The sequence below is a fragment of the Streptomyces wedmorensis genome (genome assembly GCF_000716445.1).
Classification (GTDB): Bacteria; Actinomycetota; Actinomycetes; order Streptomycetales; family Streptomycetaceae; genus Streptomyces; species Streptomyces wedmorensis.
Genome location: NZ_JNWK01000043.1, coordinates 18,747 through 43,000, shown reverse-complemented (window position 1 = coordinate 43,000; position 24,254 = coordinate 18,747). Strand labels below are relative to the sequence as shown.

19 protein-coding genes are annotated in these 24,254 nt (G+C 71.1%); 14 read left to right on the top strand and 5 right to left on the bottom strand.

Features of this window, described 5'->3' with window-relative positions; translation table 11 throughout:
- Nucleotides 1-11 precede the first annotated feature (11 nt).
- Complete coding sequence (locus tag OO54_RS28960) at nt 12-1,181, bottom strand: ROK family protein (protein ID WP_033208158.1); 1,170 nt, start codon at nt 1,179-1,181, stop codon at nt 12-14.
- A 104-nt stretch (nt 1,182-1,285) separates the two neighbouring features.
- On the opposite strand from OO54_RS28960, the gene OO54_RS28955 reads away from it, so the two are divergent.
- From OO54_RS28955 to OO54_RS28890, 14 genes are all read left to right on the top strand, one after another.
- Nucleotides 1,286-2,377 carry a Gfo/Idh/MocA family protein gene (locus tag OO54_RS28955; protein WP_051787260.1) on the top strand — a complete coding sequence of 364 codons (1,092 nt, stop codon included), beginning with the start codon at nt 1,286-1,288 and terminating at the stop codon, nt 2,375-2,377.
- Nucleotides 2,371-3,807, top strand: coding sequence for a sugar ABC transporter ATP-binding protein (locus OO54_RS28950; RefSeq protein ID WP_033208204.1), 1,437 nt, complete (start codon nt 2,371-2,373; stop codon nt 3,805-3,807). The genes OO54_RS28955 and OO54_RS28950 overlap by 7 nt, the downstream gene beginning before the upstream one ends.
- Complete coding sequence (locus OO54_RS28945; RefSeq protein WP_033208155.1) at nt 3,804-4,802, top strand: ABC transporter permease; 999 nt, start codon at nt 3,804-3,806, stop codon at nt 4,800-4,802. The genes OO54_RS28950 and OO54_RS28945 overlap by 4 nt, the downstream gene beginning before the upstream one ends.
- Nucleotides 4,799-5,779: an ABC transporter permease gene (locus OO54_RS28940; RefSeq protein WP_078905388.1), complete on the top strand. Its 981-nt coding sequence runs from the start codon at nt 4,799-4,801 to the stop codon at nt 5,777-5,779. The genes OO54_RS28945 and OO54_RS28940 overlap by 4 nt, the downstream gene beginning before the upstream one ends.
- A 5-nt stretch (nt 5,780-5,784) precedes the next feature.
- Nucleotides 5,785-6,996 (top strand): substrate-binding domain-containing protein, encoded by a 1,212-nt coding sequence (locus OO54_RS28935; protein ID WP_051787259.1) that lies wholly within the window; start codon nt 5,785-5,787, stop codon nt 6,994-6,996.
- Complete coding sequence (locus OO54_RS28930) at nt 6,997-7,830, top strand: sugar phosphate isomerase/epimerase family protein (protein ID WP_033208154.1); 834 nt, start codon at nt 6,997-6,999, stop codon at nt 7,828-7,830.
- A 57-nt stretch (nt 7,831-7,887) separates the two neighbouring features.
- Complete coding sequence (locus tag OO54_RS28925) at nt 7,888-11,436, top strand: ThuA domain-containing protein (protein WP_033208152.1); 3,549 nt, start codon at nt 7,888-7,890, stop codon at nt 11,434-11,436.
- A gap of 148 nt (nt 11,437-11,584) precedes the next feature.
- On the top strand, nt 11,585-12,610 hold the full coding sequence (locus OO54_RS28920; protein WP_033208151.1) for a sugar phosphate isomerase/epimerase family protein: 1,026 nt from the start codon (nt 11,585-11,587) through the stop codon (nt 12,608-12,610).
- Nucleotides 12,603-13,895, top strand: coding sequence for an inositol-3-phosphate synthase (locus OO54_RS28915; RefSeq protein WP_078905387.1), 1,293 nt, complete (start codon nt 12,603-12,605; stop codon nt 13,893-13,895). Before OO54_RS28920 ends, OO54_RS28915 begins: the two co-directional genes overlap by 8 nt.
- Nucleotides 13,892-14,761, top strand: coding sequence for an SCO3242 family prenyltransferase (locus OO54_RS28910; protein ID WP_033208150.1), 870 nt, complete (start codon nt 13,892-13,894; stop codon nt 14,759-14,761). Before OO54_RS28915 ends, OO54_RS28910 begins: the two co-directional genes overlap by 4 nt.
- Nucleotides 14,758-16,164 carry an EboA domain-containing protein gene (locus tag OO54_RS48585; protein ID WP_051787258.1) on the top strand — a complete coding sequence of 469 codons (1,407 nt, stop codon included), beginning with the start codon at nt 14,758-14,760 and terminating at the stop codon, nt 16,162-16,164. The genes OO54_RS28910 and OO54_RS48585 overlap by 4 nt, the downstream gene beginning before the upstream one ends.
- 20 nt (nt 16,165-16,184) lie before the next feature.
- Entirely contained in the window at nt 16,185-17,051 is an 867-nt protein-coding gene (locus OO54_RS28900) for a TatD family hydrolase (protein ID WP_033208149.1), read from the top strand.
- On the top strand, nt 17,051-18,265 hold the full coding sequence (gene eboE / locus OO54_RS28895) for a metabolite traffic protein EboE (protein WP_051787257.1): 1,215 nt from the start codon (nt 17,051-17,053) through the stop codon (nt 18,263-18,265). The genes OO54_RS28900 and eboE overlap by 1 nt, the downstream gene beginning before the upstream one ends.
- Nucleotides 18,262-19,653 carry an alkaline phosphatase family protein gene (locus OO54_RS28890; RefSeq protein ID WP_033208148.1) on the top strand — a complete coding sequence of 464 codons (1,392 nt, stop codon included), beginning with the start codon at nt 18,262-18,264 and terminating at the stop codon, nt 19,651-19,653. The genes eboE and OO54_RS28890 overlap by 4 nt, the downstream gene beginning before the upstream one ends.
- Nucleotides 19,654-19,744: 91 nt before the next feature.
- On the opposite strand, the gene OO54_RS28885 is transcribed toward OO54_RS28890, so the two are convergent.
- From OO54_RS28885 to OO54_RS28870, 4 genes are all read right to left on the bottom strand, one after another.
- Nucleotides 19,745-21,079: an alpha-L-fucosidase gene (locus OO54_RS28885; protein WP_033208147.1), complete on the bottom strand. Its 1,335-nt coding sequence runs from the start codon at nt 21,077-21,079 to the stop codon at nt 19,745-19,747.
- Entirely contained in the window at nt 21,076-21,921 is an 846-nt protein-coding gene (locus OO54_RS28880; protein WP_033208145.1) for a carbohydrate ABC transporter permease, read from the bottom strand. The genes OO54_RS28885 and OO54_RS28880 overlap by 4 nt, the downstream gene beginning before the upstream one ends.
- Nucleotides 21,918-22,775, bottom strand: coding sequence for a carbohydrate ABC transporter permease (locus OO54_RS28875; RefSeq protein ID WP_033208143.1), 858 nt, complete (start codon nt 22,773-22,775; stop codon nt 21,918-21,920). Before OO54_RS28875 ends, OO54_RS28880 begins: the two co-directional genes overlap by 4 nt.
- 147 nt (nt 22,776-22,922) lie before the next feature.
- The gene (locus OO54_RS28870; protein WP_033208140.1) at nt 22,923-24,203 is read right to left on the bottom strand and encodes an ABC transporter substrate-binding protein; all 1,281 of its coding nucleotides are present in this window, start codon (nt 24,201-24,203) and stop codon (nt 22,923-22,925) included.
- Nucleotides 24,204-24,254: the final 51 nt, after the last annotated feature.

Genomic DNA, 24,254 nt, shown 5'->3' with positions numbered 1-24,254 from the left:
GGTGAGGCTCCTCAGCCCGCGGTGACCGAGCGGTCCACCGCCCCCGGGCTGAGGGCGTCCTCGATCACCATGACCGCGGCGCCGACGACGCCCGCGCGGTCGCCGAGGAGGCGGCCGCGCATGGTCAGGTGCTGCGTGGCCAGTGGCAGGGAGCGGCTGTAGACGACCTCGCGGATGCCCGCGAGAAGGTGCTCGCCCGCGTCCGCGAGGTCGCCGCCTACGACGATCACGCCCGGGTTGAAGAAGTTCACCAGAGAGGCAAGAACCTCGCCGATGTCCCGGCCGGTCTGGCGGACCAGCTGGACGGCCAACGGGCTTCCCGAGCGCACCAGATGGACCACCCCTCGGGCGTCGGCGGCATCCTCGCCCAGGGCGCGCAGTCGCGCGGCAAGGGCGGCGCCGCCGGCGACGGCCTCCAGACAGCCGGTGTTGCCGCACCGACAGAGCTGGTCCCCGGCGGAAGGAACCCTGATGTGTCCGATGTCGCCGGCGGCCCCCTGGGCGCCGCGGTGGAGGCGGTGCTCCGTGATGATGCCGCTGCCGATTCCGGTGCCGACCTTCACGAACAGGAGGTGCTCGCACTCGTCGCCGGCAGCCCAGTGCTCGCCGAGCGCCATGATGTTGACGTCGTTGTCGACCAGGACGGGGACGCCGAGCCGTTCGCGCAGCCACTGGGACACGTCGAAGCCGTCCCAGCCGGGCATGATCGGCGGGTTGACGGGGCGTCCGGTGCCGTGTTCGACGGGCCCGGGAAGTCCGATTCCTGCGCCGCACACCTCGGCGAGGGTGCGGCTGCTCTGGTCGAGGAGGGCGCCGAAGGCGTCGAGCAGCCAGCCGAGGACGTGCTCGGGCCCCTCGGAGATCGGCATGTCCTGGGTGTGTTCGGCCAGTACCCGGGTCTTCAGGTCGGTCAGGGCGATCCGCGCGTGCGTGGCGCCGAGGTCGGCCGAGAGCACCAGCCTGGCCTCGTCGTTGAAGGCGAACGCCACGGCGGGCCGGCCGCCCGAGGAGATGGCGTCGCCGGCCGGGGCGATCCATTCCTGGTCGAGCAGGGCGTCGAGGCGCTGCGACACCGTGGATCGGGCGAGCCCCGTCAGCTGCATCAGTTCGGTACGCGTGCGGGCGCGGCCGTCCCGAAGGATCGCCAGCAGTGCACCCGCTCCAGCCACCTCTGTGGTCAATGCCCCGTCTCCTCGCCGTCTCGATGTCGTCGCGCCCCATTAACGGTATCGAACTTCGCACTTTTTCTTGACCGTCGTCATAAGTCCTTCCTACGATCCGTAACATGCTTGAAATAAGACGAGAGTTGGCGGAACTCAGGGTGGGTATCGTCGGAACTGGCTTCATCGGCCGGGTACATGCCCGGGCCGTGGCCAAGGCCGGTGCCCGGCTCGTCGGCGTTGCCGCGACGAGCGCCGAGGCCGCGCTCGAGGGCGGCAGGCTCCTCGGAGCAGAGCTCGCCTTCGAGTCGGCCGAGGAGCTCATCGGCTCCGGCCGCATCGACGTCGTCCACATCTGCACCCCCAACCACCTCCACGCGCCCCTGGCCCTGAAGGCGCTCGACGCCGGGCTCGCCGTCATCTGCGAGAAGCCGCTCGCCACCGACGCACCGACCGCGGCGCTCATGGCCGAACGCGCCGCCCAGACCGGGCTCGTCGCCACCGTCCCGTTCGCCTACCGCTTCCACGCGATGGTCCGGGAGGCCCGCGCCAGGCTCGCCGAGATCGGCAAGGTGAGCCTTGTCCAGGGCAGTTACCTCCAGGACTGGCTCCTGGAGTCGACCGACGACAACTGGCGCGTCGACCCGGCACTCGGCGGTCCCGGCCGAGCGGTCGGCGACATCGGCTCCCACTGGTGCGACCTGGCCGAGTTCATCACCGGCGACCGGATCACCAAGGTCAGCGCCCAGACCGCCGTGGTCGTCCCGGAGCGGGCAGGCCGAGGGACCGTACGCACCGAGGACATCGCCACCGTCCAGTTCACCACCGTGTCCGGAGCCCTCGGCGCGATGACGATCAGCCAGGTCGCCCCCGGACGCAAGAACCGCCTGTTCCTGGAGATCTCCGGGACCACCGGCAGTCTCGCCTTCGACCAGGAGCACCCCGACCAGCTGTGGCTCGGCGGCCGCACCGACTCCAGAGCCCTCGTCCGGGACCCGCTGACCCTCACCGAAGCCGCCCTGCCCTACTCGCCGCTCCCGGCGGGGCACCCGCAGGGTTTCCACGACTGCTTCGACGCCTTCGTCGCCGACACCTACGCCGCGGTGCGCGGGGAGCACCGGGACGGACTGCCCACGTTCGCGGACGGCGCCCGGGCCGCCGTCGTCACCGACGCGATCCTCGACTCGGCACGGACCGGCGGGTGGGTCTCGTGCTGAGGATGACCGGGATCGGAAAGAGCTTCCCCGGCGCCCGGGTGCTCTCCGGGGTCGACCTGGAGGTGGCGGCCGGCGAGGTGCACGCCCTCATCGGGGAGAACGGCGCCGGCAAGTCCACCCTCATGAAGATCCTCGCCGGGGTGCACACCCCCGACGAGGGCACGATCGAGATCGAGGGTCGCGCCCTGGCCTTCGGGCACCCGTTGGACGCCCAGCGGGCCGGAGTCTCGATCATCTACCAGGAACTGACGCTGCTGCCCGAGCGGACCGTCGCCGAGAACGTCTTCCTCGGCCGCGAACCCGTCCGCCGCGGTCTCGTCGACCGGGAAACGATGGAGCGCACGACCGCCGAGCTCCTCGCCTCGCTCGGCGAGGACTCGTTCGGCCCCCGCGATCTCGTCCGCCGGCTCTCCGTCGCCCAGCAGCAGGTCGTGGAGATCGTCAAGGCGCTCTCCGTCGACGCCCGGATCGTCGTCATGGACGAGCCCACCGCGGCCCTCGCCGAACACGAGGTGGAACTGCTCTACCGCCTGGTCCGCCAGTTGCGCGAGCGCGGCATCGCCGTCCTCTACATCTCCCACCGGCTGCGCGAGATCTTCGACCTCGCCGACCGGGTCACGGTCCTCAAGGACGGCGCCAAGGTCGCCACCGAACCCATCGACCGGATCACCACCGCCGACCTGGTCCGGCTGATGGTCGGCCGCGAACTCACCGACTACTACCCGCCCCGCGCCCAGCGGCCCCCGGGAGACGTCCTGCTCGCGGTCCGCGGCGGCGGCAACGACCGGCTCGACGGCATCGACCTGGAGCTGCGCGCCGGGGAGATCGTCGGCGTGGCCGGACTCCAGGGCGCCGGCCGCACCGAACTGGTCAAGGCGCTCTTCGGCGCGGAGCCCTTCACCCGGGGCGAGATGACCCCGCGCAGACCCCGCTCGGTACGGGACGGCATCGCCGCCGGCATCGGCCTGGTCACCGAGGACCGCAAGTCCGAAGGGCTCGCCCTGCACCAGTCGGTCCGCGACAACGCGCTGCTCGTGGCGAGGGCCCGCAAGGGACGCGCCGGCGGAACCGTACTCCAGCTGCTCGAACGGGTACGGCTGGCCCCGCCCCGCCCCGAGCAGGAGGTCCGCTATCTCTCCGGCGGCAACCAGCAGAAGGTCGTCCTGGCCAAGTGGCTGACCGTCGCCCCGAGGGTGCTGCTCTTCGACGAGCCGACCAGAGGCGTCGACGTCGGTGCCAAGGCGGCCATCCACGAGCTCGTACGAGAACTCGCCGACGGCGGCATGGCCGTCCTGATGGTCTCCTCCGAGCTCCCCGAACTCATCGGCATGAGCGACCGGATCCTCGTCCTGCGGGACGGCCGGATCGCCGGTCGACTGCCCGCAGGCGCGACGGAGGAAGCCGTGATGGAACTGGCGGCCGGATCATGACCCAGGAACTGCACACCCCCCTGCCCAGGACCTCGGCTCCGCGCGGTCTCCGCGACCTCGGCGCCGACAGCCCGGCCCGCCCCGTCTACCTGGCGCTCGTGGCGCTGACGGTCCTCGCCTGGATCCTCTTCCTCACCGACGGCGGCCAGTTCTTCAGCCAGGCGAACACCGTCGGCATCCTCCAGCGCTCGGCCGCGCTCGGCATCGTCGCCGTGGGCCAGACGCTCGTGATCCTCGCCGGCTCCCTGGACCTCTCGGTCGCCTTCCTCGTCAGCCTGGTCTCCCTGGTCGCGGCCGAGACCATGGCCGGCTACGGGGTCCTCCCCGCGGTCGGCGCCGTTCTGGCCGTCAGCGCCCTCGTCGGCCTGGTGAACGGACTGGTGATCACCCGTCTCAAGGTGCACGCGTTCATCGCGACCCTGGGCATCTCACTGATCATCAAGGGCGTACTCGACCAGCGGTACGACGGCCCCGCAGGCAGCGTGCCCGAGTCCTTCCAGCACCTGGGGTACGACCGCGTCGGCCCCGTCCCCGTATCAGCCCTGCTCTGGGCGGCCATCGCGTTCGCCGCCTGGTTCCTGCTCCGCCGCACCACCCTCGGCTACCGGATCTACGCCGTCGGAGGCGATCCCGAGGTCGCCCGCCTCTCCGGAGTACGCACGGACCGGGTCGTCGTCGCCGCCCATGTGCTCTGCGCGCTGTGCGCCGGCATGGCCGGTCTCCTGCTCGCCGCACGGCTCGGCGCCGGCGCGCCGACCGTCGGCAGCGACGGAGGCTACGACCTGGAGTCCATCGCCGCGGTCGTCCTCGGCGGCACCGCCCTCGCGGGGGGCCGGGGAGGCGTGGCCGGCACCGCCGGAGGCGTGCTCCTCCTGGCCGTCCTCGACAGCGTCTTCAACCAGCTCGAGATCAACTCGTTCGCCAAGGACGTGGTCCGCGGGCTTGTTTTTGTCGCCGCCCTGGCGATCTACGCCCGCCGGAGGCTCGCCCGATGAGACGCACCCTGCCCATCTTCGGAGTCCTCGCAGTCCTGCTCGTCGCGATCGCCGTCGCCAACCCGTACTTCCTCGAACTCCCCGGCTTCCTCGCCTTCGTGAAGCGGGCCGCGCCGCTGGCGATCCTCGCCGCCGGCCAGTACTTCGTCATCGTCTCCGGAGAGTTCGACCTGTCGGTCGGCTCGCTCGTCACCGCCGAAGTCGTGATCGCGGCGCGGCTGATCGACGGCGACCCCGGGGCGACCTGGCCCGTCATCGCCCTGCTGCTCGTCCTCGGCGCGCTGGTCGGACTGGTCAACGGGGCGGTGACCACGTTCCTGCGGGTCCCCTCCTTCATCACCACCCTCGGCATGATGCTGATCCTGGCCGGCGCCGTGTTCCTGTGGACGGGCGGCGCCCCGCGCGGCGCGCTCACCGAACAGTTCCGCACCTTCGGGCGCGGTGACCTCGGCCCCGTACCGTGGTCCGTCCTGATCCTCCTGGCCGTCGTGGCCGCCGTCGTGCTCCTGATGCGCGCCGACTTCGGACGCACCCTCGTCGCCACCGGCGACAACCCGGGCGCCGCCGCGCTCTCGGGCGTACGGGTGCCCCTCACCAAGACGATCGCGTTCGTGCTCTCCGGAGCGTCGGCCGCGGTCTGCGCGATCCTCCTCGGCGGGTTCGCCGGAGTCTCCGCCCAGGTCGGCCAGGGCCTGGAGTTCCAGGCCATCACCGCGGTCGTCCTCGGCGGCGTCGTCCTCGGCGGCGGCCGCGGCTCGGTGGTGGCCGCCATCGCCGGAGCCTTCACCCTCGAAGCCCTGTTCACCCTGCTCAACCTGTACGGCATCTCGGGCGCCCTCGAATCCGCAGTCCAGGGCGTCATCCTCATCGCCGCCATCGCCCTGGGCGCTCTGAACCTCCCCGCATGGGCGGCCCGCGCCCGCGCCACGAACGCCACCACCCACACCACCCCCGACCCCACCCACGCGAAGGGCTGATCTCCATGTCACTCACCCCCAGACGCGCGCTCGCCGGTGCCGTGCTCGCCACTCTGCTTCCGCTCACGGCCTGTTCCAGCGACCTGCCCGAGGGACCCGCGGCCTCCGGCGGCGCCACCTCCCAGGGCTCGGGGGACGGCAAGAAGAAGACCGGCGACCAGTCGAAGTTCTTCGTCCAGGCCGACTACGACGCCCAACTCGCCATGCGCGCCAAGCAGCCGACCGGGCCGGCCGACAAGCCGTGGGAGCAGGCCATCGATCCGCAGCCGGTCGACACGGCCGCGTACAAGAAGACCGGGCAATACCACCTGTGCTTCTCCAACGCGGCCACCGACAACCCCTGGCGCCAAGTGGGTTGGAAGACGATGCAGGCCGAGGTCGCCCTGCACGAGGAGATCGCCGAGTTCACCGTCCTGGACGCCGAAGGCAAGGACGACAAGCAGATCTCCGACATCGCCGAGCTCTCCGCCAAGGGCTGTGACGCGCTGATCGTCTCGCCCAACACCACCGCCACGCTCACCCCCGCCGTCAAGGGCGCCTGCCCGAAGGTGCCGGTCATCGTCTTCGACCGCGGAGTCCAGACGGACTGCCCGGTCACCTTCATCAAGCCGATCGGCGGGTACGCGTTCGGCGCCGACGCCGCCGAGTTCCTCATCGACGAGGTGAAGCCCGGCGGCAAGGTCCTCGCCCTGCGCATCCTGCCCGGCGTCGACGTCCTGGAGACCCGCTGGTCGGCCGCGGAGATCGCCTTCGACAAGAGTGAACTGGACGTCGTCGGAGTCGAGTTCACCGACGGCGACGCCGCCAAGACCAAGGTCGTCGTCAGTGACTACATCCAGCGCTTCGGAAAGATCGACGGTGTCTGGATGGATGCCGGCGCCACCTCCGTCGCCGCCGTCGAGGCCTTCGAGGACGCGGGCGTGCCCGTCCCGCCGATCAACGGCGAGGACCAGCAGGACTTCCTCCAGAAGTGGAAGGACGCCGACCTGACCGCCGTCGCCCCCACCTACCCCACGTACCAATGGCGCACTCCGGTCATCGCCGCCCTCAAGATCCTCAAGGGCGAGAGCGTGCCCAAGGTCTGGAACCTGCCGCAGCCCAAGGTCACCCAGGAAAGCCTCGGTGACTACCTCAAACCCGGCATGCCGCCCCTGCACTACGCGCTCTGCGGCTGCGAAGCCATGCCCGGATACCCGCAGAAGTGGGGCGGCAAGTAGATGCGCTCCCTCGGCGTCAACACCTGGGTCTGGGCCTCGCCCCTCACCGACACCGTCCTGGAGAAGCTCGCCCCCCACATCGCCGACTGGGGGTTCGACGCGATCGAACTTCCCGTCGAGCGCCCGGGCGACTGGGATCCCGACCGGGCCGCCGAACTCCTCGCACGCCTCGGTCTCGCCGCCTCGGTCGTCCTCGTCATGCCGCCGGGCCGCGAACTGGTCGCCGCCTCCGCCGAGACGATCCGCGAGACCCAGGACTACCTGCGGCACTGCGTGGACGTCGCCGTCACCCTGGGCGCCCCGGCCGTCAGCGGACCGGCGTACGCCTCGGTCGGCCGCACCTGGAAGCTCGACGCCCGCGAACGCGCCGCCGTCTACGCGGAGCTGCGGGAGAACCTCACGCCCGTCGTGGACCACGCAGCCGAACGAGGTGTGCGGATCGGCGTCGAACCGCTCAACCGCTACGAGACCAGCCTGATCAACACCGTCGACCAGGCCCTGGAGGCGCTGCCCGAGCACTGCGGGCTGGCCCTCGACACCTACCACCTCAACATCGAGGAAAGGAGCCCGATCCAGGCCGTCCGGGACGCCGGTTCCAGGATCGCCCACCTCCAGGTGTGCGGGACCGACCGCGGTGCCCCCGGCGCCGACCACTTCGACTGGTCCGGCTTCGCCGCCGCAGTCGACGAGAGCGGCTACGAAGGCCCGCTCGTCATCGAGTCCTTCACCCCGGACAACGCGGCCATCGCCACGGCCGCCTCCATCTGGCGGCCCCTGGCCGCCTCCCAGGATGCCCTCGCCACCGACGGACTGGCATTCCTGCGGACCCTCTGAGCACTGACCCCAGCCGACCCTCCGTCTCAGGGAGACCAAGCAGTGCAATCCTCACGCATGAGGCGTGCCCTCTCGGCCGTCGCCATGACGCTCCTCGCCCTTCTCTTCCTCCAACTCCCCGTCCAGCAGGCCGCCGCCGCACCGCGGGCCGTCGCCGAGCCGACGTTCAAGGTGCTGTTGTTCACCAAGACCGCTGCCGGCGCCTATCGCCATGACTCCATCTCGGCCGGCGTGGCGATGTTCCAGCAGCTCGCCGTGGACAACGGCTTCCAGCTCGACCAGAGCGAGGACTCCGCCGTCTTCGCCTCGGCCGGGCTGAACACCTACGACGCCGTCATCATGTTCCAGACCTCCGGCATGGTCTGGGACAACGACGCCGAGCGCCAGGGCATGCAGAACTACGTGCGCAGCGGACGCGGTGTCGTCGCCGTCCACAACGCCACCGACATGAACATCGAGGCGGAGTTCCCCTGGTGGGACCAGGTCGTCATGGGGGGTGCGCACATGACCGCGCACTCCGCCATCGTCCAGGGCACCGCCAAGGTCGCCGACAAGGTGCACCCGTCCACCGCCGGGCTGCCGGACCGCTGGGTACGTGCCGAGGAGTGGTACAACTTCGACAAGAGCGCGCGCGGCAACGTGCACGTCCTCGTCACCGCCGACGAGACCACCTACGACGCGGGCGGCGCCAAGATGGGCGCCGACCACCCCATCTCCTGGTGCCAGGTCGCCGAGGGCGGCAAGGTGTGGGCCACCGCGATGGGCCACCAGACCTCCTCGTACTCCGAGCCGCTGTTCCGGCAGCACCTGCTCGGCGGCCTGCAGTGGGCCGCGGGCGCCGCGGCCGGCGACTGCGGCGGCACGGTGACCAACCGCTACCAGAAGGTGGCCCTCGACAGCGCGCCCGACCAGCCCATGGCCCTGGACGTCGCCGACGACGGCAAGGTCTTCTACATCTCCCGCTCCGGCTCCGTCCACGTCATCCACGAGCACGACGGCGTCTCGGAGACGCACACGGCCGGCGTCCTGGACGTCTACGACGGCGGCGAGGACGGCGGGATCGGCCTGGCCCTCGACCCGGACTTCGTCACCAACCGCTGGATCTACCTCAATTACTCGCCCACGGGCACGGCCGAGGTCAACCGGGTCTCCCGCTTCACCGTCAAGGCCGACGACACGCTGGACATGGCCAGTGAGAAGAAGGTCATCGAGGTTCCGGCCTACCGCGAGGTCGACGAGCCCGGCCACACCGGCGGCTACCTCGACTTCGGCCCCGGCGGCAACCTGTACATAGGCCCCGGCGACGACACCAACCCCTTCGCCTCCGACGGGTACGCCCCGATCGACGAGCGGGAGGGCCGGGAGCACTACGACGCCCAGCGCACCTCCTCCAACACCAACGACCTGCGCGGCAAGATCCTGCGCATCCACCCCGAGGCCGACGGCACGTACACCGTCCCGCAGGGCAACCTCTTCGCGGCGGGCACGGCGAAGACCCGGCCCGAGATCTACGCGATGGGCTTCCGCAACCCGTTCCGTTTCGCGGTCGACCCGGAGACCGGCTGGATATCGCTCGGCGACTACGGCCCCGACGCCGGCGCCGCCAACCCCGACCGCGGCCCCGAGGGCACGGTCGAATGGAACCTGGTCAAGGAGCCCGGCTTCTACGGCTGGCCGTACTGCACGGGCAACAACACCCCGTTCAACGACTACGACTTCACCACCAACACCTCGGGCGCGAAGTTCGACTGCTCCGCGCCGAAGAACGACTCGCCCAACAACACCGGTCTCACCGACCTGCCCGCCGCCAAGGCGGCCACCGTCTGGTACGACTACCACGCCTCGACCCGGTTCCCCGAGCTCGGCAGCGGCGGCGGCGCCCCGATGGGCGGCCCGTTCTACCACTACGACCCGGCGAGCACCTCGGAGCGCAAGTTCCCCGCGTACTACGACAAGACGCCGTTCTTCTACGAGTGGAGCCGCAACTACTTCAAGGAGTTCCGCCTGGACTCCGACGGCCAGCTGCTGAAGATCAACCCGCTGGTCGCCCAGATCGACCCGCACGCCGCCATCGACATGAAGTTCGGCCCCGACGGCGCCATGTACATCGCCGAGTGGGGCAACGGCTTCGGCCACTCCAACACCGACGACGGCATCTATCGCATCGACTACGTCGCCGGCAACCGGTCCCCGCTGGCCAAGGCGTCCGCGACGCCGGACTCCGGACAGGCCCCGCTCCCCGTCACCTTCTCCCCGGCGGGCTCCAGCGACCCCGACGGCGACGCCCTCACGTACGCCTGGGACTTCGGCGACGGAGCCACCTCCACCGAGGAGAACCCCACGCACACCTACACCACCAACGGGCAGTACACCGCCCGGCTGACGGTCCGTGACGCGGGCGGCAAGACCGCCACCGCCAACGTCCCCGTGACCGTGGGCAACACCCGCCCCAAGGTCACCTTCACCAATCCGCCCGACGGCAGCTTCATCCAGCTCGGTGACAGCATCGCCTACAAGGTGACCGTGACCGACCCCGAGGACCGCAGGATCGACTGCTCCAAGGTCGTCGTGACCGCGGCGCTCGGACACGACAGCCACAGCCACGACACCGGCCAGTTCACCGGCTGCTCCGGAACGATCCAGACCAGCGCCTCCGGTCACGACGCCGACGCCAACACCTTCTTCGTCCTCTCCGCCGACTACACCGACGCGGGCGGTCTGAAGGGCACCACCAGCATCACCCTGCAGCCCCGGCACAAGCAGGCCGAGTACGCCACGGCCAAGTCCGGGGTCCGGATCGTCGAGCAGGGCGGAGCCGAGGGCGGCAAGCGCGTCGGCGACATCTCCGACGGCGACTGGATCGCCTTCACCCCGATGAACATGACCGGCATCGACAAGGTGAGCTTCCGGGTGTCCTCCCCGTCGGCCACCGGTGGTTCCATCGAACTGCGCGCCGGCTCGCCGACGGGCAAGCTCATCGCCTCCACCCCCGTCCCGAGCACGGGAGGCTGGGACAACTACAAGCACCTCACGCCGGTGAAGGTCACCGACCCGCGGGGCACGCACACCGTCTACGCGGTGTTCAAGGCCCCCGGCGGGAGCCCCTTCGACCTGGACTCGCTGACCTTCCTGCGGCGGGGCGACGCCGCGCCGACGGACCCGCCGGGCCCGGAGAACGGAAGCACGTACACGCTCACGAGCGTGTCCAGCGGCAAGCTCGTCGACGTGCGGTCGGCCTCCACCGAGGACGGCGCAGCGGTCATCCAGTACGCGGCCAACGGCGGCACCAACCAGCAGTGGAAGCTCACGGACGCCGGGGACGGAACCTTCCGGCTGGTCTCGGGACTGAGCGCCAAATGCCTGGAAGTGCCGGGTGACCAGGTCTCCCAGGACGGCGCGCTCGCCCGTCAGTGGACCTGCGGCACCGGTGACCACCAGCGCTGGAAGCTGGAGTCCGCGGGGACGGGCGTCTACCGGGTCGTGTCGCTCTCCGGCGGCAAGTGCCTGGACGTCCCCGGGCAGTCCACCGACGACGACGTCCAGCTGATCCAGTGGACCTGCAACGGCGGCACCAACCAGCAGTGGAAGTTCACCAAGACCGGCTGATCGCGTCCCGTCGGACCGACCTGACCCGATCCGACGGGACCTGAGCCGCCCTCCGGCCCGGCGCCCGCACATCCAGCGGGTGCCGGGCCCCCGGCGGCAGCCCCGCTGACTCTCACCACCCCGCACGCGCACGAGGAGTGAAACCCCGATGACACGTCCGATCACCCTCTTCACCGGGCAATGGGCCGACCTCCCGTTCGAGGAGGTGTGCCGGCTCGCCGCCGAGTGGGGCTACGACGGCCTCGAGATCGCCTGCTGGGGCGACCACTTCGAAGTCGACCGCGCCCTCGCCGACCCGGAGTACGTACCGAAGAAGCGCGCGGTCCTCGACCAGTACGGCCTGGGTGTCTGGGCCGTGTCCAACCACCTCGTCGGCCAGGCCGTCTGCGACCATCCGATCGACGCCCGTCACCGGGCCATCCTGCCCGGCCGGCTCTGGGACGACGATCCGGAGCGGGTACGCCGGAACGCGGCCCGCGAGATGGCGGACACGGCGAGGGCCGCGGCGCTGCTCGGCGTCGACACGGTCGTCGGCTTCACCGGATCGTCGATCTGGCACACGGTGGCCATGTTCCCGCCGGTCCCCGCCGACACGATCGACGCCGGATACCGCGACTTCGCCGACCGATGGCATCCGATCCTCGACGTCTTCGAGGAGCACGGCGTCCGGTTCGCCCTGGAGGTCCACCCCAGCGAGATCGCCTACGACCACTGGACCACCCGGCGCGCTCTGGACGCGATCGGCCACCGCTCCTCCTTCGGGCTCAACTGGGACCCGTCCCACATGATGTGGCAGGACATCGACCCGGCCGGCTTCATCCTCGACTTCGCCGACCGCATCTACCACGTGGACTGCAAGGACACGAAGATCCGCGCCCGGGACGGCCGCCGGGGCCGGCTCTCCTCGCACCTTCCCTGGGGCGACCCGCGCCGGGCCTGGGACTTCGTCTCCACCGGCCACGGAGACGTTCCGTGGGAGGAGTGCCTCCGCGCGCTGAACACCGTCGGCTACACCGGCCCCCTCTCCGTCGAATGGGAGGACGCGGGCATGGACCGCCTGGCCGGCGCCGCAGAGGCCGTGACCTTCCTGCGTCACCTGTCCCGCATCAGCCCCCCGGCCGCCTCCTTCGACGCCGCGTTCGACACCTCCGCCTCAGGAGCCGACCATGAGTGACACCGCACGCCGGACCACACGGGACAGCGCCCCCGACGCCGCGCAGGGCACCGGGACCGACGGCCCGCAGCGCGCCCCGCGGGGCAGAGCCCCCGAGGCCCCTCAGGGCACCGCGCGGGACTCCGGGCGGATCGGCGTCTGGCTGGTCGGGGCCCGCGGCTCGGTCGCCACCACGGCCGTCATCGGCGCCGCCGCCGTCTCCGCCGGTCTCGTCCCCCCGACCGGCATGGTCGCCCAGCTGCCGGAGTTCGCCGGCAGCGGGCTGCCCGCCCTGGACCGCCTCGTCTTCGGCGGGCACGACGTCACCGAGACCCCGCTGCCGAAGCGTGCCGAGCAGCTCGCGGAGGCCGGGGCGTTCTCGGCGGCACTGCTCGGGCCCGTCGCCGGGGCCCTTCACGCCGCCGACGCCGAGATCCGGCCGGGCGTACGGAACGAGGCCGGCGGACCGCCCCAGGCGCTGACCGCCGCCGCGCTCGTCGAGGACCTGGTCGCCTTCCGCCGCCGCCACCGGCTGAGCGACGTCGTCGTCGTCGACGTCTCCTCCACAGAGCCCCCGGCCGTACCCCATCCCGCCCACGAAGACCCGGAAGCCCTGGAACAGGCCCTCACCACCAGCGCCGACGTCCTGCCGCCCAGCTCCCTGTACGCCTACGCCGCCCTGCGCGCCGGCTGCGCCCACATCGGCTTCACCCCGTCACCGGGCATGCGGATCCCGGCCCTCCGCCGCCTCGCCGAGGACCTCGGCCTGCCCTACGCCGGAAGCGACGCGAAGACCGGCGAGACCCTCGTCCGCACGGCCCTCGCGCCCCTGTTCGCCCACCGGGCCCTGCGCGTGCGGTCCTGGTCCGGCACGAACCTGCTGGGCGGCGGCGACGGAGCCACCCTGGCCGACCCGGAAGCCGCCGCCAGCAAGAACGCCTCCAAGCGCGGCGGGCTCGCCGCCCTGCTGGGCACCGGCGTCGAAGGGCTCACCCACATCGACTACGTCCCCAGCATGGGGGAGCGGAAGACGGCCTGGGACCACATCGCCTTCGAGGGGTTCCTCGGCGCCTCCATGACGCTCCAGTTCACCTGGGACGGCTGGGACTCGGCCCTGGCCGCACCCCTCGTCCTCGACCTGGTCCGGTTCCTCGCCCGCGCCCGGCAGACCGGCGCCGCCGGACCGCAGGAACAGCTCGGCTTCTTCTTCAAGGACCCCGTCGGCCCGGAGGGGACCGTCCCCGACCACCGGCTCGTCACCCAGTTCGAGCGGCTGAGCACCTGGTACGCGGAGGGCGCCCGATGACCGACCCGCGCGCCCTCCTCGAACTCGTCAGAGCTCCGGCGGCGCTCACCGTTCCCGGTGACGTCCTCGCCGGCGCCGCCGCGGCGGGCCGGCCCCTCCGGGCGAACACGGCCGGCCTCGCCGCGGCCTCCGTCTGCCTCTACTGGTCGGGCATGGCCCTCAACGACTACGCCGACCGGAAGGTGGACGCCGAGGAACGTCCCGGGCGCCCCATCCCCTCCGGCAGGGTCGCTCCCCGTACCGCGATCGCCGTCGCCACCGCGCTCACCGGAGCCGGACTCGCCCTCGCCGCGGTGGCCGGGGGCCGGCGCGCCCTCGGCGCCGCCGTGCCGCTCGCCGCCACCGGCTGGGCGTACGACCTGCGCCTCAAGGACACCTCCTACGGCCCCGTCGCCATGGCCGCCGCGCGCGGCCTCGACGTCCTCATGGGCGCCGGCAGCGGCGCGTGGCGCCGCGCGCTCCCGGCCGCCCTGACCGTCGCAGGCCATACGTACGCCCTCACCACCGTGAGCCGGAAGGAGGTCGAGGGCGCCGCCGCGTCGCTCCCAGCCGCCGCGCTCGCCACCTCCGTTGCCCTGTGCCTCACCACGGCCGCCTCCACCGCCGGGGACACGAGCCGTGCCCGCCGTGCCGCCACCACCGCGCTGCTCGGCGGCTACCTCGCGGCCTGCCTCCCCGCCCAGCTCCAGGCGGTCGCCCGCCCCGACGCCGCCCGCCTCCAGCGCGTCGTCGCCGCCGGCATCCACGCCCTCGTCCCGCTCCAGGCGGCACTGACCGCGCGCAGCGGCTCCCCCCGAGCCGTCCTGCCGCTCCTGGCGGCCTACCCCCTCGCCCGCCGTCTCTCCCGGAAGGTCTCCCCGACATGACCGCGCTGCGCTTCGGCTACGGCACCAACGGCCTGGCCAACCACCGTCTCGACGAGGCCCTGGAGGTCGTTGCCGGACTGGGCTACTCGGGAGTCGCGCTCACCCTGGACCACGCCCACCTCGACCCGTACGCGCCCGACCTGCCCCAGCGGTTGGCGCACACGCGCCGAAAACTCTCCGCCCTCGGGCTCGGCGTCGTGGTGGAGACGGGGGCCCGCTACCTCCTCGACCCCTGGCACAAACACGCCCCCACCCTCCTGGACCTCGACCCCGCCCGCCGCGCCCACCGCCTCGACTTCCTCTCGCGGGCCGTGCGGATCGCCGCCGAGCTGGAAGCGGACGCGGTCTCGCTGTGGAGCGGCGTCCTCGGCCCCGGCACCTCGCACGACCAGGCCTGGGACCTCCTCGCCGACGGCTGCGCCACCCTCGTGGAGATCGCCCGCGAGGCCGGCGTACGCCTCGGCTTCGAGCCGGAACCCGGCATGCTCGTCTCCGATCTGGCCGGGTACGAGCGCCTGCGGCACACCCTCGGCGACCCGGAGACCTTCGGCCTCACCCTGGACATCGGGCACTGCCAGTGCCTGGAGGAGGAGACCCCGGCCCAGTGCGTCCGGCGGGCCGCGCCCTGGCTGGTCAGCGTCCAGATCGAGGACATGCGCCGTGGCGTCCACGACCACCTCGAATTCGGCGAGGGGGACGTTGACTTCCCGTCCGTCCTGGAAGCGCTGTCCGAGACCGGATACCAGGGGATCGTCGGCGTCGAACTGCCCCGCCACAGCCACAGCGGCCCGCAGACCGCCCTGCGCTCACTGAACGCGCTGCGCGCCGCCGCCACCCCACCCTGGACGAGCAAGGCACTCGACCGGCTCCGCTCCGACCCCGCCGCGATCACCTCTCTGTTCCCCGTCGCCGCACGCGGCGGTGCACCGGTCCCCGGCGACGTGACCCGCGCCCAGCTGCTCCAGGCCCTCCCCGCACGCGAGGGCGAACTGGCGGTGATCCTCACGGAGTTGTACGAGTCAGGGGACGCCGCCGAACGGCTCGCCGTGCTCCGCGCCCTCCCGCTCCTCGACGCGGCCGGACACCTAGGTCCGCACGCCACGCCCCTGATCGAGGACGCCCTGCGCACCAACGACGCCCGGCTCGTCACGGCCGCCGTCGGACCGTACGCCGCCCGCCACCTGGGCCAGAGCCAGTGGCGCCAGGCCGTCCTCAAGTGCGTCTTCCTCGGCGTCCCCCTCGACGCCGTGGCCGGTCTCGACCGGCGCAGCGGCCCCGAGCTCACCCGCATGCTGGCGGCCTTCGCCGCGGAACGCACCGCCGCCGGGCGGGCCGTACCCGACGACGTACACGAACGGCTCGACCCGCCGCCCGCTCCCGACACCCTGCCGGCCCAGGCCTGACCCGCCCGAAAGGAGAAGCCATGCGCATCTTCGACCCGCACATCCACATGAGCTCCCGCACCACCGACGACTACCGGGCGATGCACGCGGCCGGCGTAAGGGCCGTCGTGGAGCCCGCCTTCTGGCTCGGCCAGCCGCGCACCTCGGCGGCCAGCTTCCGCGACTACTTCGACTCCCTGCTCGGCTGGGAGCCCTACCGCGCCGCCCAGTACCGCATCCAGCACTTCTGCGCCCTGGCCCTCAATCCCAAGGAGGCCAACGACCCCCGCTGCGCACCCGTCCTCGACGACCTGCCCCGCTACCTGCTCAAGGACAACGTCGTCGCCGTCGGCGAGATCGGCTTCGACTCGATGACCGACACCGAGGAGCACGCCTTCACCATCCAGCTCGCCCTCGCCGACGCACACGGGCTCCCGGCCCTCGTGCACACCCCGCACCGTGACAAGGCCGTCGGCACCTCCCGCACGCTGGAGCTCGTACGCTCATCCGGCATCGACCCCGGCAGGGTCCTGATCGACCACCTCAACGAGGTGACCGTGCCCCTCGTCGCCGACTCCGGCTGCTGGATGGGCTTCTCCATCTACCCCGACACCAAGATGGACCCCGACCGGATGGTCCGCATCCTCCAGGAGTACGGAACCTCCCGGATGCTCGTCAACTCGGCGGCCGACTGGGGCCACAGCGACCCGCTGCGCACGGCGGCCACCGCCTCCGCGATGCGTACGGCGGGGTTCACCGAGGAGGACGTCGAACAGGTCCTCTGGCACAACCCGGTGGCCTTCTACGCCCAGAGCGGCCGCCTCGCCCTCGAAGCCGAGGGCGCCGGGGCCCGCCCGTCGGACGCCGCGGACTTCGCCGGCAACTCCGTGCGCAGGGGCGGCAGCTGATGCGCCTACGGCATCGCGGCGGCGACCTCGTCCACCTCGCCTACTGCACCAACGTGCACCCGGCCGAAGACCTGCACGGGATCCTGGCCCAGCTCGACACCTACGCCGTCGCCGTACGGGACCACCTGGGCGCGGACCGCCTCGGCATCGGCCTCTGGCTCGCCCACCGCGTCGCCGCCGACCTGGCGGCCAACCCGGATGCGGCGCTCCGGCTGCGTGCCGAGCTCACCCGGCGCGGCCTGGAGGTCGTCACCCTCAACGGCTTCCCGTACCAGGGCTTCCACCAGCCGGTGGTCAAGCACACGGTCTACCGTCCCGACTGGTCGGAGCGGGCGCGTTGGGAGCACACGGCGAATCTCGCACGGATTCTCGCGTTGCTGCTGCCCGACGACGTCACCACCGGCAGCGTCTCCACGCTCCCGCTCGGCTGGCGCGCCGGCTGGACCCGGGACCACCAGGACCGTGCCCTACGGCACGTGGACGCACTCGGCCGCGAGCTCGCCGAGCTCCGCCGCAGGACGGGCCGCACGATCAGGATCGCCTTCGAACCGGAACCGGGGTGCGTCGTCGAGACGACCGCGCAGGCCGTCCAGCACCTCCAGGGCCTGGATCCGGGGCACTTCGGCGTGTGCCTGGACATCTGCCACCTCGCCGTCGCCTTCGAGGACCCCGGGACGGCGCTGGCACGCCTTGCCCAGGCAGGCATCGGGGTGGTCAAGGCCCAGGTCTCCTGCGCCCTGCACGCGGAGACACCCGCCGACCCCGAGGTACGGCGGGCTCTCGGCGCCTTCGACGAGCCCCGGTTCCTCCACCAGACCTGCCGGGCGGGTACTCCGGCCCCAGGCGTCGACGACCTGCCCGCGGCGCTGACCGGCGCGGGTGCTCTCAGCGACGACGCGCCGTGGCGCTCCCACTTCCACATCCCCGTGCACGCCGATCCCACGCCGCCCCTGGCCAGTACCCGGCCGGTGCTCAAGGACACCTTGGCCACCCTGCTCACGCCCGACCGGCCGCGCACCACGCACCTCGAAGTGGAGACCTACACCTGGTCCGTGCTGCCCGAGCCGCCGCGTGACGAGAAGGAGCTGGCAGCGGGCATCGCGGCCGAACTCGACTGGACCCGCCGGGAACTCCTTGCGCTCGGCCTCACCGACCCGGCCACGCCGACAGAGGCCGACTTCCCGAACTCGAACCCGATCAGGAGCTCGTCATGAGCGTCGTCGTCCTCGATGTCGTCGGACTCACCCCGCGCGTACTCGCCCACATGCCCCACCTCCGCGCCGTCGCCGACACCGGCTTCGCCGCACAGCTGGACACGGTCCTCCCGGCGGTCACCTGCTCGGTCCAGTCGACCTTCCTGACCGGCGAACCGCCCACCGGGCACGGCATCGTCGGCAACGGCTGGTACGACCGCGACATGGGCGAGGTGGCCTTCTGGCGTCAGCACAACCGGCTCGTCGGTGGCGAGAAGGTCTGGCAGACCGCGCGCCGCACCCGCCCCGGCCTCACCGTGGCGAACATCTGCTGGTGGTACGCGATGGGCGCGGACGTCGACATCACGGTCACTCCCCGCCCCGTCTACCACTACGACGGCCGCAAGTCCCCCGACTGCTACACCCGCCCGCCCGAACTGCGCGACGAACTCACCGCGGAACTGGGCACCTTCCCCCTCTTCCACTACTGGGGGCCCAAGGCGGGCCTCACGTCCTCGCGCTGGATCATCGACGCCGCCCGCCGCGTCCTCGACCGGCACGACCCGGACCTGACCCTCGTCTACGTCCCGCACCTCGACTACGACCTCCAGCGCCACGGCCCGGAGTCGCCCCAGGCCCGCGAGGCCGCCCGCGAGCTCGACGCGGCCCTGGCCCCCCTGCTCACCGAGACGCTCGCCCGGGGAACGACGATCGTCGCGCTCTCCGAGTACGGCATCACCGAGGTCAGCCGCCCCGTCGACATCAACCGCGCCCTGCGCCGGGCCGGCCTCCTGAACGTCCACCGCCAGCAGGGCATGGAGTACCTGGACCCGTGGACCTCGCGCGCTTTCGCCGTCGCCGACCACCAGATCGCCCACGTCTACGTGGCCGACCCGGCGGACGTGCCGCGCGTCCGGGAGGTGCTCCGGGAGCTCGACGGCGTCGAGGAAGTCCTGGACCGCGAGGCCCAGGCCAAGCACGGCCTCGACCACACCCGCTCGGGCGAGCTGGTCGTTGTCGCCGCGGCCGACAGCTGGTTCACGTACTACTACTGGCTGGACGACGCGCACGCCCCGGACTTCGCCCGGGGCGTGGAGATCCACCGCAAGCCCGGCTACGACCCCGCCGAGCTGTTCTTCGACCCCGCCGATCCGCTGGTGATAGCGCGGGCCGCGGTCTCCCTGGCCAAGCTGAAACTCGGCATCCGCGGCACCATGTCCGTGGTCCCGACCGACCCGTCCTGCGTGCGCGGCAGCCACGGCCGCCTCCCCGACGACCCCGCCCACGCACCCGTGCTGCTCTGCTCCGCACCCGAACTCATGCGGGAGCGCTACCGGGCCACTGACGTCAAGGAGCTGCTCCTCGCCTGCCTCGCCGGCACCCCGGGCGGGTCTCGCGACGCGGGCTGAGTGCTTTCTCGGGCAGGCTCGCCGTGAGAGGCGAGCAGCGAATCCGGCGCACCCGCCGGGGCCGGGTTCGCCCTCCCGGGTCACAGCAGCTTCACGAGGTACCTTCCGCGGGTGTGGCGTCGTCCTTCAGATCGATCCTCACGACGGTGTCGACCGAATCGGGCAGCGGATACGTGAAGTGGCCGACGTCGCCGAACTGCACGAAGGGGATGTCGGGGTACGAGGCCACGACCCACTCCTCACAGAGCTTCAGCTCCTGGCCGTCGGCGACCAGGCTGATGCGCTCGATCGCGTCCTTCGGCACACCGGTCAGCGGCAGCGGTCCGATCGGGGCCCGCAGGACGTGGGCGTACAGGGTCGACCCGGAGCGTGTGTAGTAGCCCCACTCGGGCGTACCGAGGCCGGCAGGCCCCGCCCCGTAGACGGACTCGCCGTTGGCCTCCAGCCAGTGGCCGATCCGACGCAGTCGTTCGGCGGCCTCGGGCTGGATGGTGCCGCGCGCGTCGGGGCCGACGTTGAGCAGCAGGTTCCCGCCCTTCGCGACGCACTCCACGAGCTTGGTGATCATCTGTCCCGGGGACTTCCACAGGTCGTCGTCGGCGAAGAACCCCCAGTTGTTGTTGAGGGTGACGCACGCTTCCCATGGCACCGGGGTGCCGTCCGGGGTGTGGAAGCCCTCCACCGGGATCACCTGCTCAGGGGAGACGAAGTCCCCGCAGTACGGGGTGGGCTCGTCGGTCACGATGGAGCCCATGCCCTCACCGCTGGTCTCCAGACGGTTGTCCATGATGACGTCCGGCTGGAGCTCGCGGACCATCGCCACGAGGTCGGCGGCCCCCCACTGCTCCGGGCCCATCCCCTCATAGGAGAAGTCGAACCACAGGATGTCGAGCTTGCCGTAGTTGGTGCACAGCTCCCTCACCTGGCCGCGCAGGAACGCCCGGTAGGACTCCAGGTCGGGCTGGTGGGAGGCGAAGGCGGGGTTGTCGCGCTCGGGGTGCGCCCAGTCGCCGTGGTGCGGGTAGTCGGGGTGGCGCCAGTCGAGCAGTGAGAAGTAGAGGCCGACTTTGATGCCGCGGGCGCGGAACGCCTCCAGGAACTCGGCGACCAGGTCCCGGCCGATGCCGTTGTGCATGCTGCCGTAGTCGGTGAGTGCGGTGTCGAACAGGCAGAAACCGTCGTGGTGCTTGGCCGTGAGCACCGCGTACTTCTGGCCGGCCGCGGCGGCGAGTTCGGCCCAGGTGTGCGGGTCGAAGTCCTCGGCGCCGAAGCCGTCGACGGCGTACTGGTAGTCGGCGAGCGGGACGCGTTCGTGGGAGCGGAGCCATTCACCGCGGGCGGGGACGGCGTACGGCCCCCAGTGGATGAACATCCCGAAGCGGTCGTGCCGGAACCACGCCGAGCGTGCGAAACGGTCCTCGCTCATGCCTTCACCGCTCCCGCGACCATCCCGCTGACGATGTACTTCTGGGCCACGAGGTACACGGCGACCACCGGAAGCATGGTCAGGACGAGGTTGGCGCACACCAGCCCGTAGTCGAAGCTGTGCGTGGTCTGGAAGGTGAACACCGTCATGGGAAGGGTCCACCGATCGGCGTCGGGGATCAAGAAGAGCACGTTCTGAAACTCGTTCCAGGCATAGGTGAAGACCAGGACCAGCGCGGTGAAGCTGACCGGCCGCAGCAGCGGGAAGATGACGGTGAAGAACAGCCGCAGGGATCCCGCGCCGTCCAGCAGCGCGGCCTCGTCGATCTCGCGGGGCAGCTGCCGGATGAACCCGACGTAGGTCAGCGTGATGAAGGGGATCTGCACGGCGATGTCCGTCAGGATGAGGCCGAGGTACGAGCCGCCCAGACCGATCTGCTGCAGGAGCCGGATCGCCGGGATGAACGCGAACGGTGCGACGAGCCCGGTCAGCAGGTAGCTGTAGACGCCGCCGGTGACCCGGCCCGGGCGGCGCGCGATCACGAACGCCGCCATCGAGCACACCAGGACCGTGCCGCCCGTGACACCGACCGCGATCAGGACGCTGTTGCCGAGGGCCTGGAGCGAGTCGCCGGTGGTGATCACCGTGAGGTAGTTGTCGAAGTGCCAGCTGGCGGGGAGCGCGAAGCTCATCGTCCCCGACTCCGCGGTCCCCTTCACGCTGGTGATCAGCACCAGGTACAGCGGAGCGAGGAAGACCAGGGCGACCAGGGCCGCCAGGGTGTACGTGGCCGAGGAGGCGAGGAGCCTTCGGGCGCGGAGCCGGGCCGGTCGGCGGGTCATGCCGTCGCCTCCATCCTGCGGACGAAGCGGTTGATCACCAGGGCGACGGCGGTGATCATGAGGAACTGGAAGACGTTGACGGCGGCGGCGTAACCGAGGGCGCCGGTGTTGAGCTGTTTGTAGACGTACGAGGTGAGCACCTCGGTCGCCGTACCGGGGCCGCCGCCCGTGGTCGCGTAGATCATGTCGAACGCCTTCATTCCGGTGATGAAGGTGAGCAGCGCTGCCAGATTGATGGCGTGCCGGATGTACGGGATCTTGATGTGCCGGGCCACCTGCCAGGGGCCGGCGCCGTCGAGGTGGGCGCTCTCGATCAGTTCCGCCGGAACCGCCTGGAGGGCGGCGAGGACGAGGACGACGGTCCAGCCGACGCCCATCCAGGTGTCGACGGCGGTGACGCTGTAAAGCGCCAGGTCGAAGCTGCCGAACCAGTCCTGCGCGAGCCCGAAGGGCTTCAGGAGGACGTTGAGCGGGCCGTCGGCCTTGAGGATGTAGCCGAAGAGCAGGCCGACCACGATCGTGGAGAACATGATCGGCAGGTAGACGACGACCCGCAGGAACCTGGCCCCGCGGAAGGTGCGGTCGAGGAGGAAGGCGATCGCCACGCCCAGGACCGTCTTGCCGACGGTCACGCAGGCGGCGTAGGCGAACTGGCTACAGGTGGCGTTCCACAGCACTGAGCTGTCGCCGGCCATCAGACGGTAGTTGTCCAGACCGATGAAGCGTGTGTCCGGGACGAAGGTCGAAGCGTCGGTGAGCGAGAGGTACATGCCGAAGAAGGCAGGCAGCAGGAAGAAGACGGTGAAGACGGCGACCGCGGGGACGAGAAACGCGTACCGGTAGGTGCGGACCACACCGGAACCGTCGGCTCGCCCCGAGCTCTTGCGTGCTCCGTCTCCCCTATGTGCTCCGCGTCCCTGCTTCCGTCCCGATCCGGGCGACGCTTCTCTGCGTCCGGTGGCGGCGAGGCTCATACTGGGTGTCTCCGATCTCGGGCGGGGTCAGAACCCGGCGGCGCCGGACTTGGCGCCCGCGCTCTGCCACGCCTTCTGGACGCGGTCGCCGAACTCGGCGACATCAGCGCGCTTGCCGATCAGCTCCTGGTAGGCGGCGATGATGTCGTCCTGCGGCTGCGGGATCACCGACTGCTGGTCGAAGGGCAGCACGGACCCGCCCTGGTCGACGAGCTTCTGCAGGTCGGCGACGCCGCCGGAGGGCTTGGCGGCCTTGACGTCGGTGAACGCGGACACACCGGGGTTGGCGTCCAGGAAGGACTGCGCCTGCGGCTGCGCGATCATGAAGTTCAGGAAGTCCTGGGCCTGCGGGGCGACCTTGGAGAACTTCGCGACCTTGAGCATGTTGGGCTTCTGCAGGCCGAGGGTGTTGTGGCCGTCCGCCGCCGGGAGCAGGAAGAACCCGATGTGCGCGTCCGCGTTCGACTTGACGATCTCCCCGAGCGCCCAACTGCCGTTGATGATCGCGCCGGCCCTGCCCTTCGCGAGGGCGGCGGTGGAGGCCTCGTATGTCGACGTGAGGGCGTCGTCGTTGGTCAGCCCGCCGTTCACCCAGTCGGACAGCGCCTGGTACTCCTGGTCGAAGCCCGGCGTGTCGGCCCACTTCACCTTGTTGCCGTCGAGCTTGGCGACCAGGTCCTTGTCCGCGCCTATGAAGCTCGCGTTGACCGAGCTGCGGTGCTGGAGCAGCGTCCAGCCGTCCTTGCCGGCCAGGTGGAGCGGCGTGACGCCGGACTTCTTCACCTTCTCGAGGTCGGCCCGGAACTCGGCGAGGGTGGTGGGCGGGGCGGTGATGCCGGCCTTGGCGAAGACGTCCTTGTTGTAGAGGACGCCGGTGGCGTTGAGACCGTCGGCACTGGGCGTGCCCCAGATCTTGCCGTCGGGGGAAGTGACCGCCTTGCGAACGTCCGGGTTGAGCCGCTGCACCCACGGGCCGGTGGCCGGCTGCATGATCGCGGCCTTGTCCTTGGCGGTGTCCTGGCCGGCGAAGATGTCGACGCCGTTCTTGGAGGCGATCCGGGCCTGCACGAGCGCGTCGTAGTTGGCGTCCGGTACCGGGGCGAGCGTGACCTGGTGGCCGGTCTTCTGCTCCCAGGCCCGCACGTTCTCCTTGAAGCCGGGGACGCCCACCCAGGAGCTCGGCAGCATGTAGGTGACCGTCACATGGCCGCTGGCGTCGGTGCCGTCGTCCCCGGCGCAGCCGCTGACGACGGCCGACACGGTGAGTGCCGCGGCTCCGATGAGGGCGATTCTCCGGATTCTGCGCATGACGAGGTTCCTCTCGGTACTGCTCAGGGGGAAGGGGAAATGCGGGATTGT

What these genes read in the sequence shown, in the direction of transcription:
- OO54_RS28955 (WP_051787260.1), top strand. Translation starts at nt 1,286, where the DNA reads ATGCTTGAAATAAGACGAGAGTTGGCGGAACTCAGGGTGGGTATCGTC.
- OO54_RS28945 (WP_033208155.1), top strand. Translation starts at nt 3,804, where the DNA reads ATGACCCAGGAACTGCACACCCCCCTGCCCAGGACCTCGGCTCCGCGC.
- OO54_RS28940 (WP_078905388.1), top strand. Translation starts at nt 4,799, where the DNA reads ATGAGACGCACCCTGCCCATCTTCGGAGTCCTCGCAGTCCTGCTCGTC.
- OO54_RS28935 (WP_051787259.1), top strand. Translation starts at nt 5,785, where the DNA reads ATGTCACTCACCCCCAGACGCGCGCTCGCCGGTGCCGTGCTCGCCACT.
- OO54_RS28930 (WP_033208154.1), top strand. Translation starts at nt 6,997, where the DNA reads ATGCGCTCCCTCGGCGTCAACACCTGGGTCTGGGCCTCGCCCCTCACC.
- OO54_RS28925 (WP_033208152.1), top strand. Translation starts at nt 7,888, where the DNA reads ATGAGGCGTGCCCTCTCGGCCGTCGCCATGACGCTCCTCGCCCTTCTC.
- OO54_RS28920 (WP_033208151.1), top strand. Translation starts at nt 11,585, where the DNA reads ATGACACGTCCGATCACCCTCTTCACCGGGCAATGGGCCGACCTCCCG.
- OO54_RS28915 (WP_078905387.1), top strand. Translation starts at nt 12,603, where the DNA reads ATGAGTGACACCGCACGCCGGACCACACGGGACAGCGCCCCCGACGCC.
- OO54_RS28910 (WP_033208150.1), top strand. Translation starts at nt 13,892, where the DNA reads ATGACCGACCCGCGCGCCCTCCTCGAACTCGTCAGAGCTCCGGCGGCG.
- OO54_RS48585 (WP_051787258.1), top strand. Translation starts at nt 14,758, where the DNA reads ATGACCGCGCTGCGCTTCGGCTACGGCACCAACGGCCTGGCCAACCAC.
- OO54_RS28900 (WP_033208149.1), top strand. Translation starts at nt 16,185, where the DNA reads ATGCGCATCTTCGACCCGCACATCCACATGAGCTCCCGCACCACCGAC.
- eboE (WP_051787257.1), top strand. Translation starts at nt 17,051, where the DNA reads ATGCGCCTACGGCATCGCGGCGGCGACCTCGTCCACCTCGCCTACTGC.
- OO54_RS28890 (WP_033208148.1), top strand. Translation starts at nt 18,262, where the DNA reads ATGAGCGTCGTCGTCCTCGATGTCGTCGGACTCACCCCGCGCGTACTC.
- OO54_RS28885 (WP_033208147.1), bottom strand. Translation starts at nt 21,079, where the DNA reads ATGAGCGAGGACCGTTTCGCACGCTCGGCGTGGTTCCGGCACGACCGC.
- OO54_RS28880 (WP_033208145.1), bottom strand. Translation starts at nt 21,921, where the DNA reads ATGACCCGCCGACCGGCCCGGCTCCGCGCCCGAAGGCTCCTCGCCTCC.
- OO54_RS28870 (WP_033208140.1), bottom strand. Translation starts at nt 24,203, where the DNA reads ATGCGCAGAATCCGGAGAATCGCCCTCATCGGAGCCGCGGCACTCACC.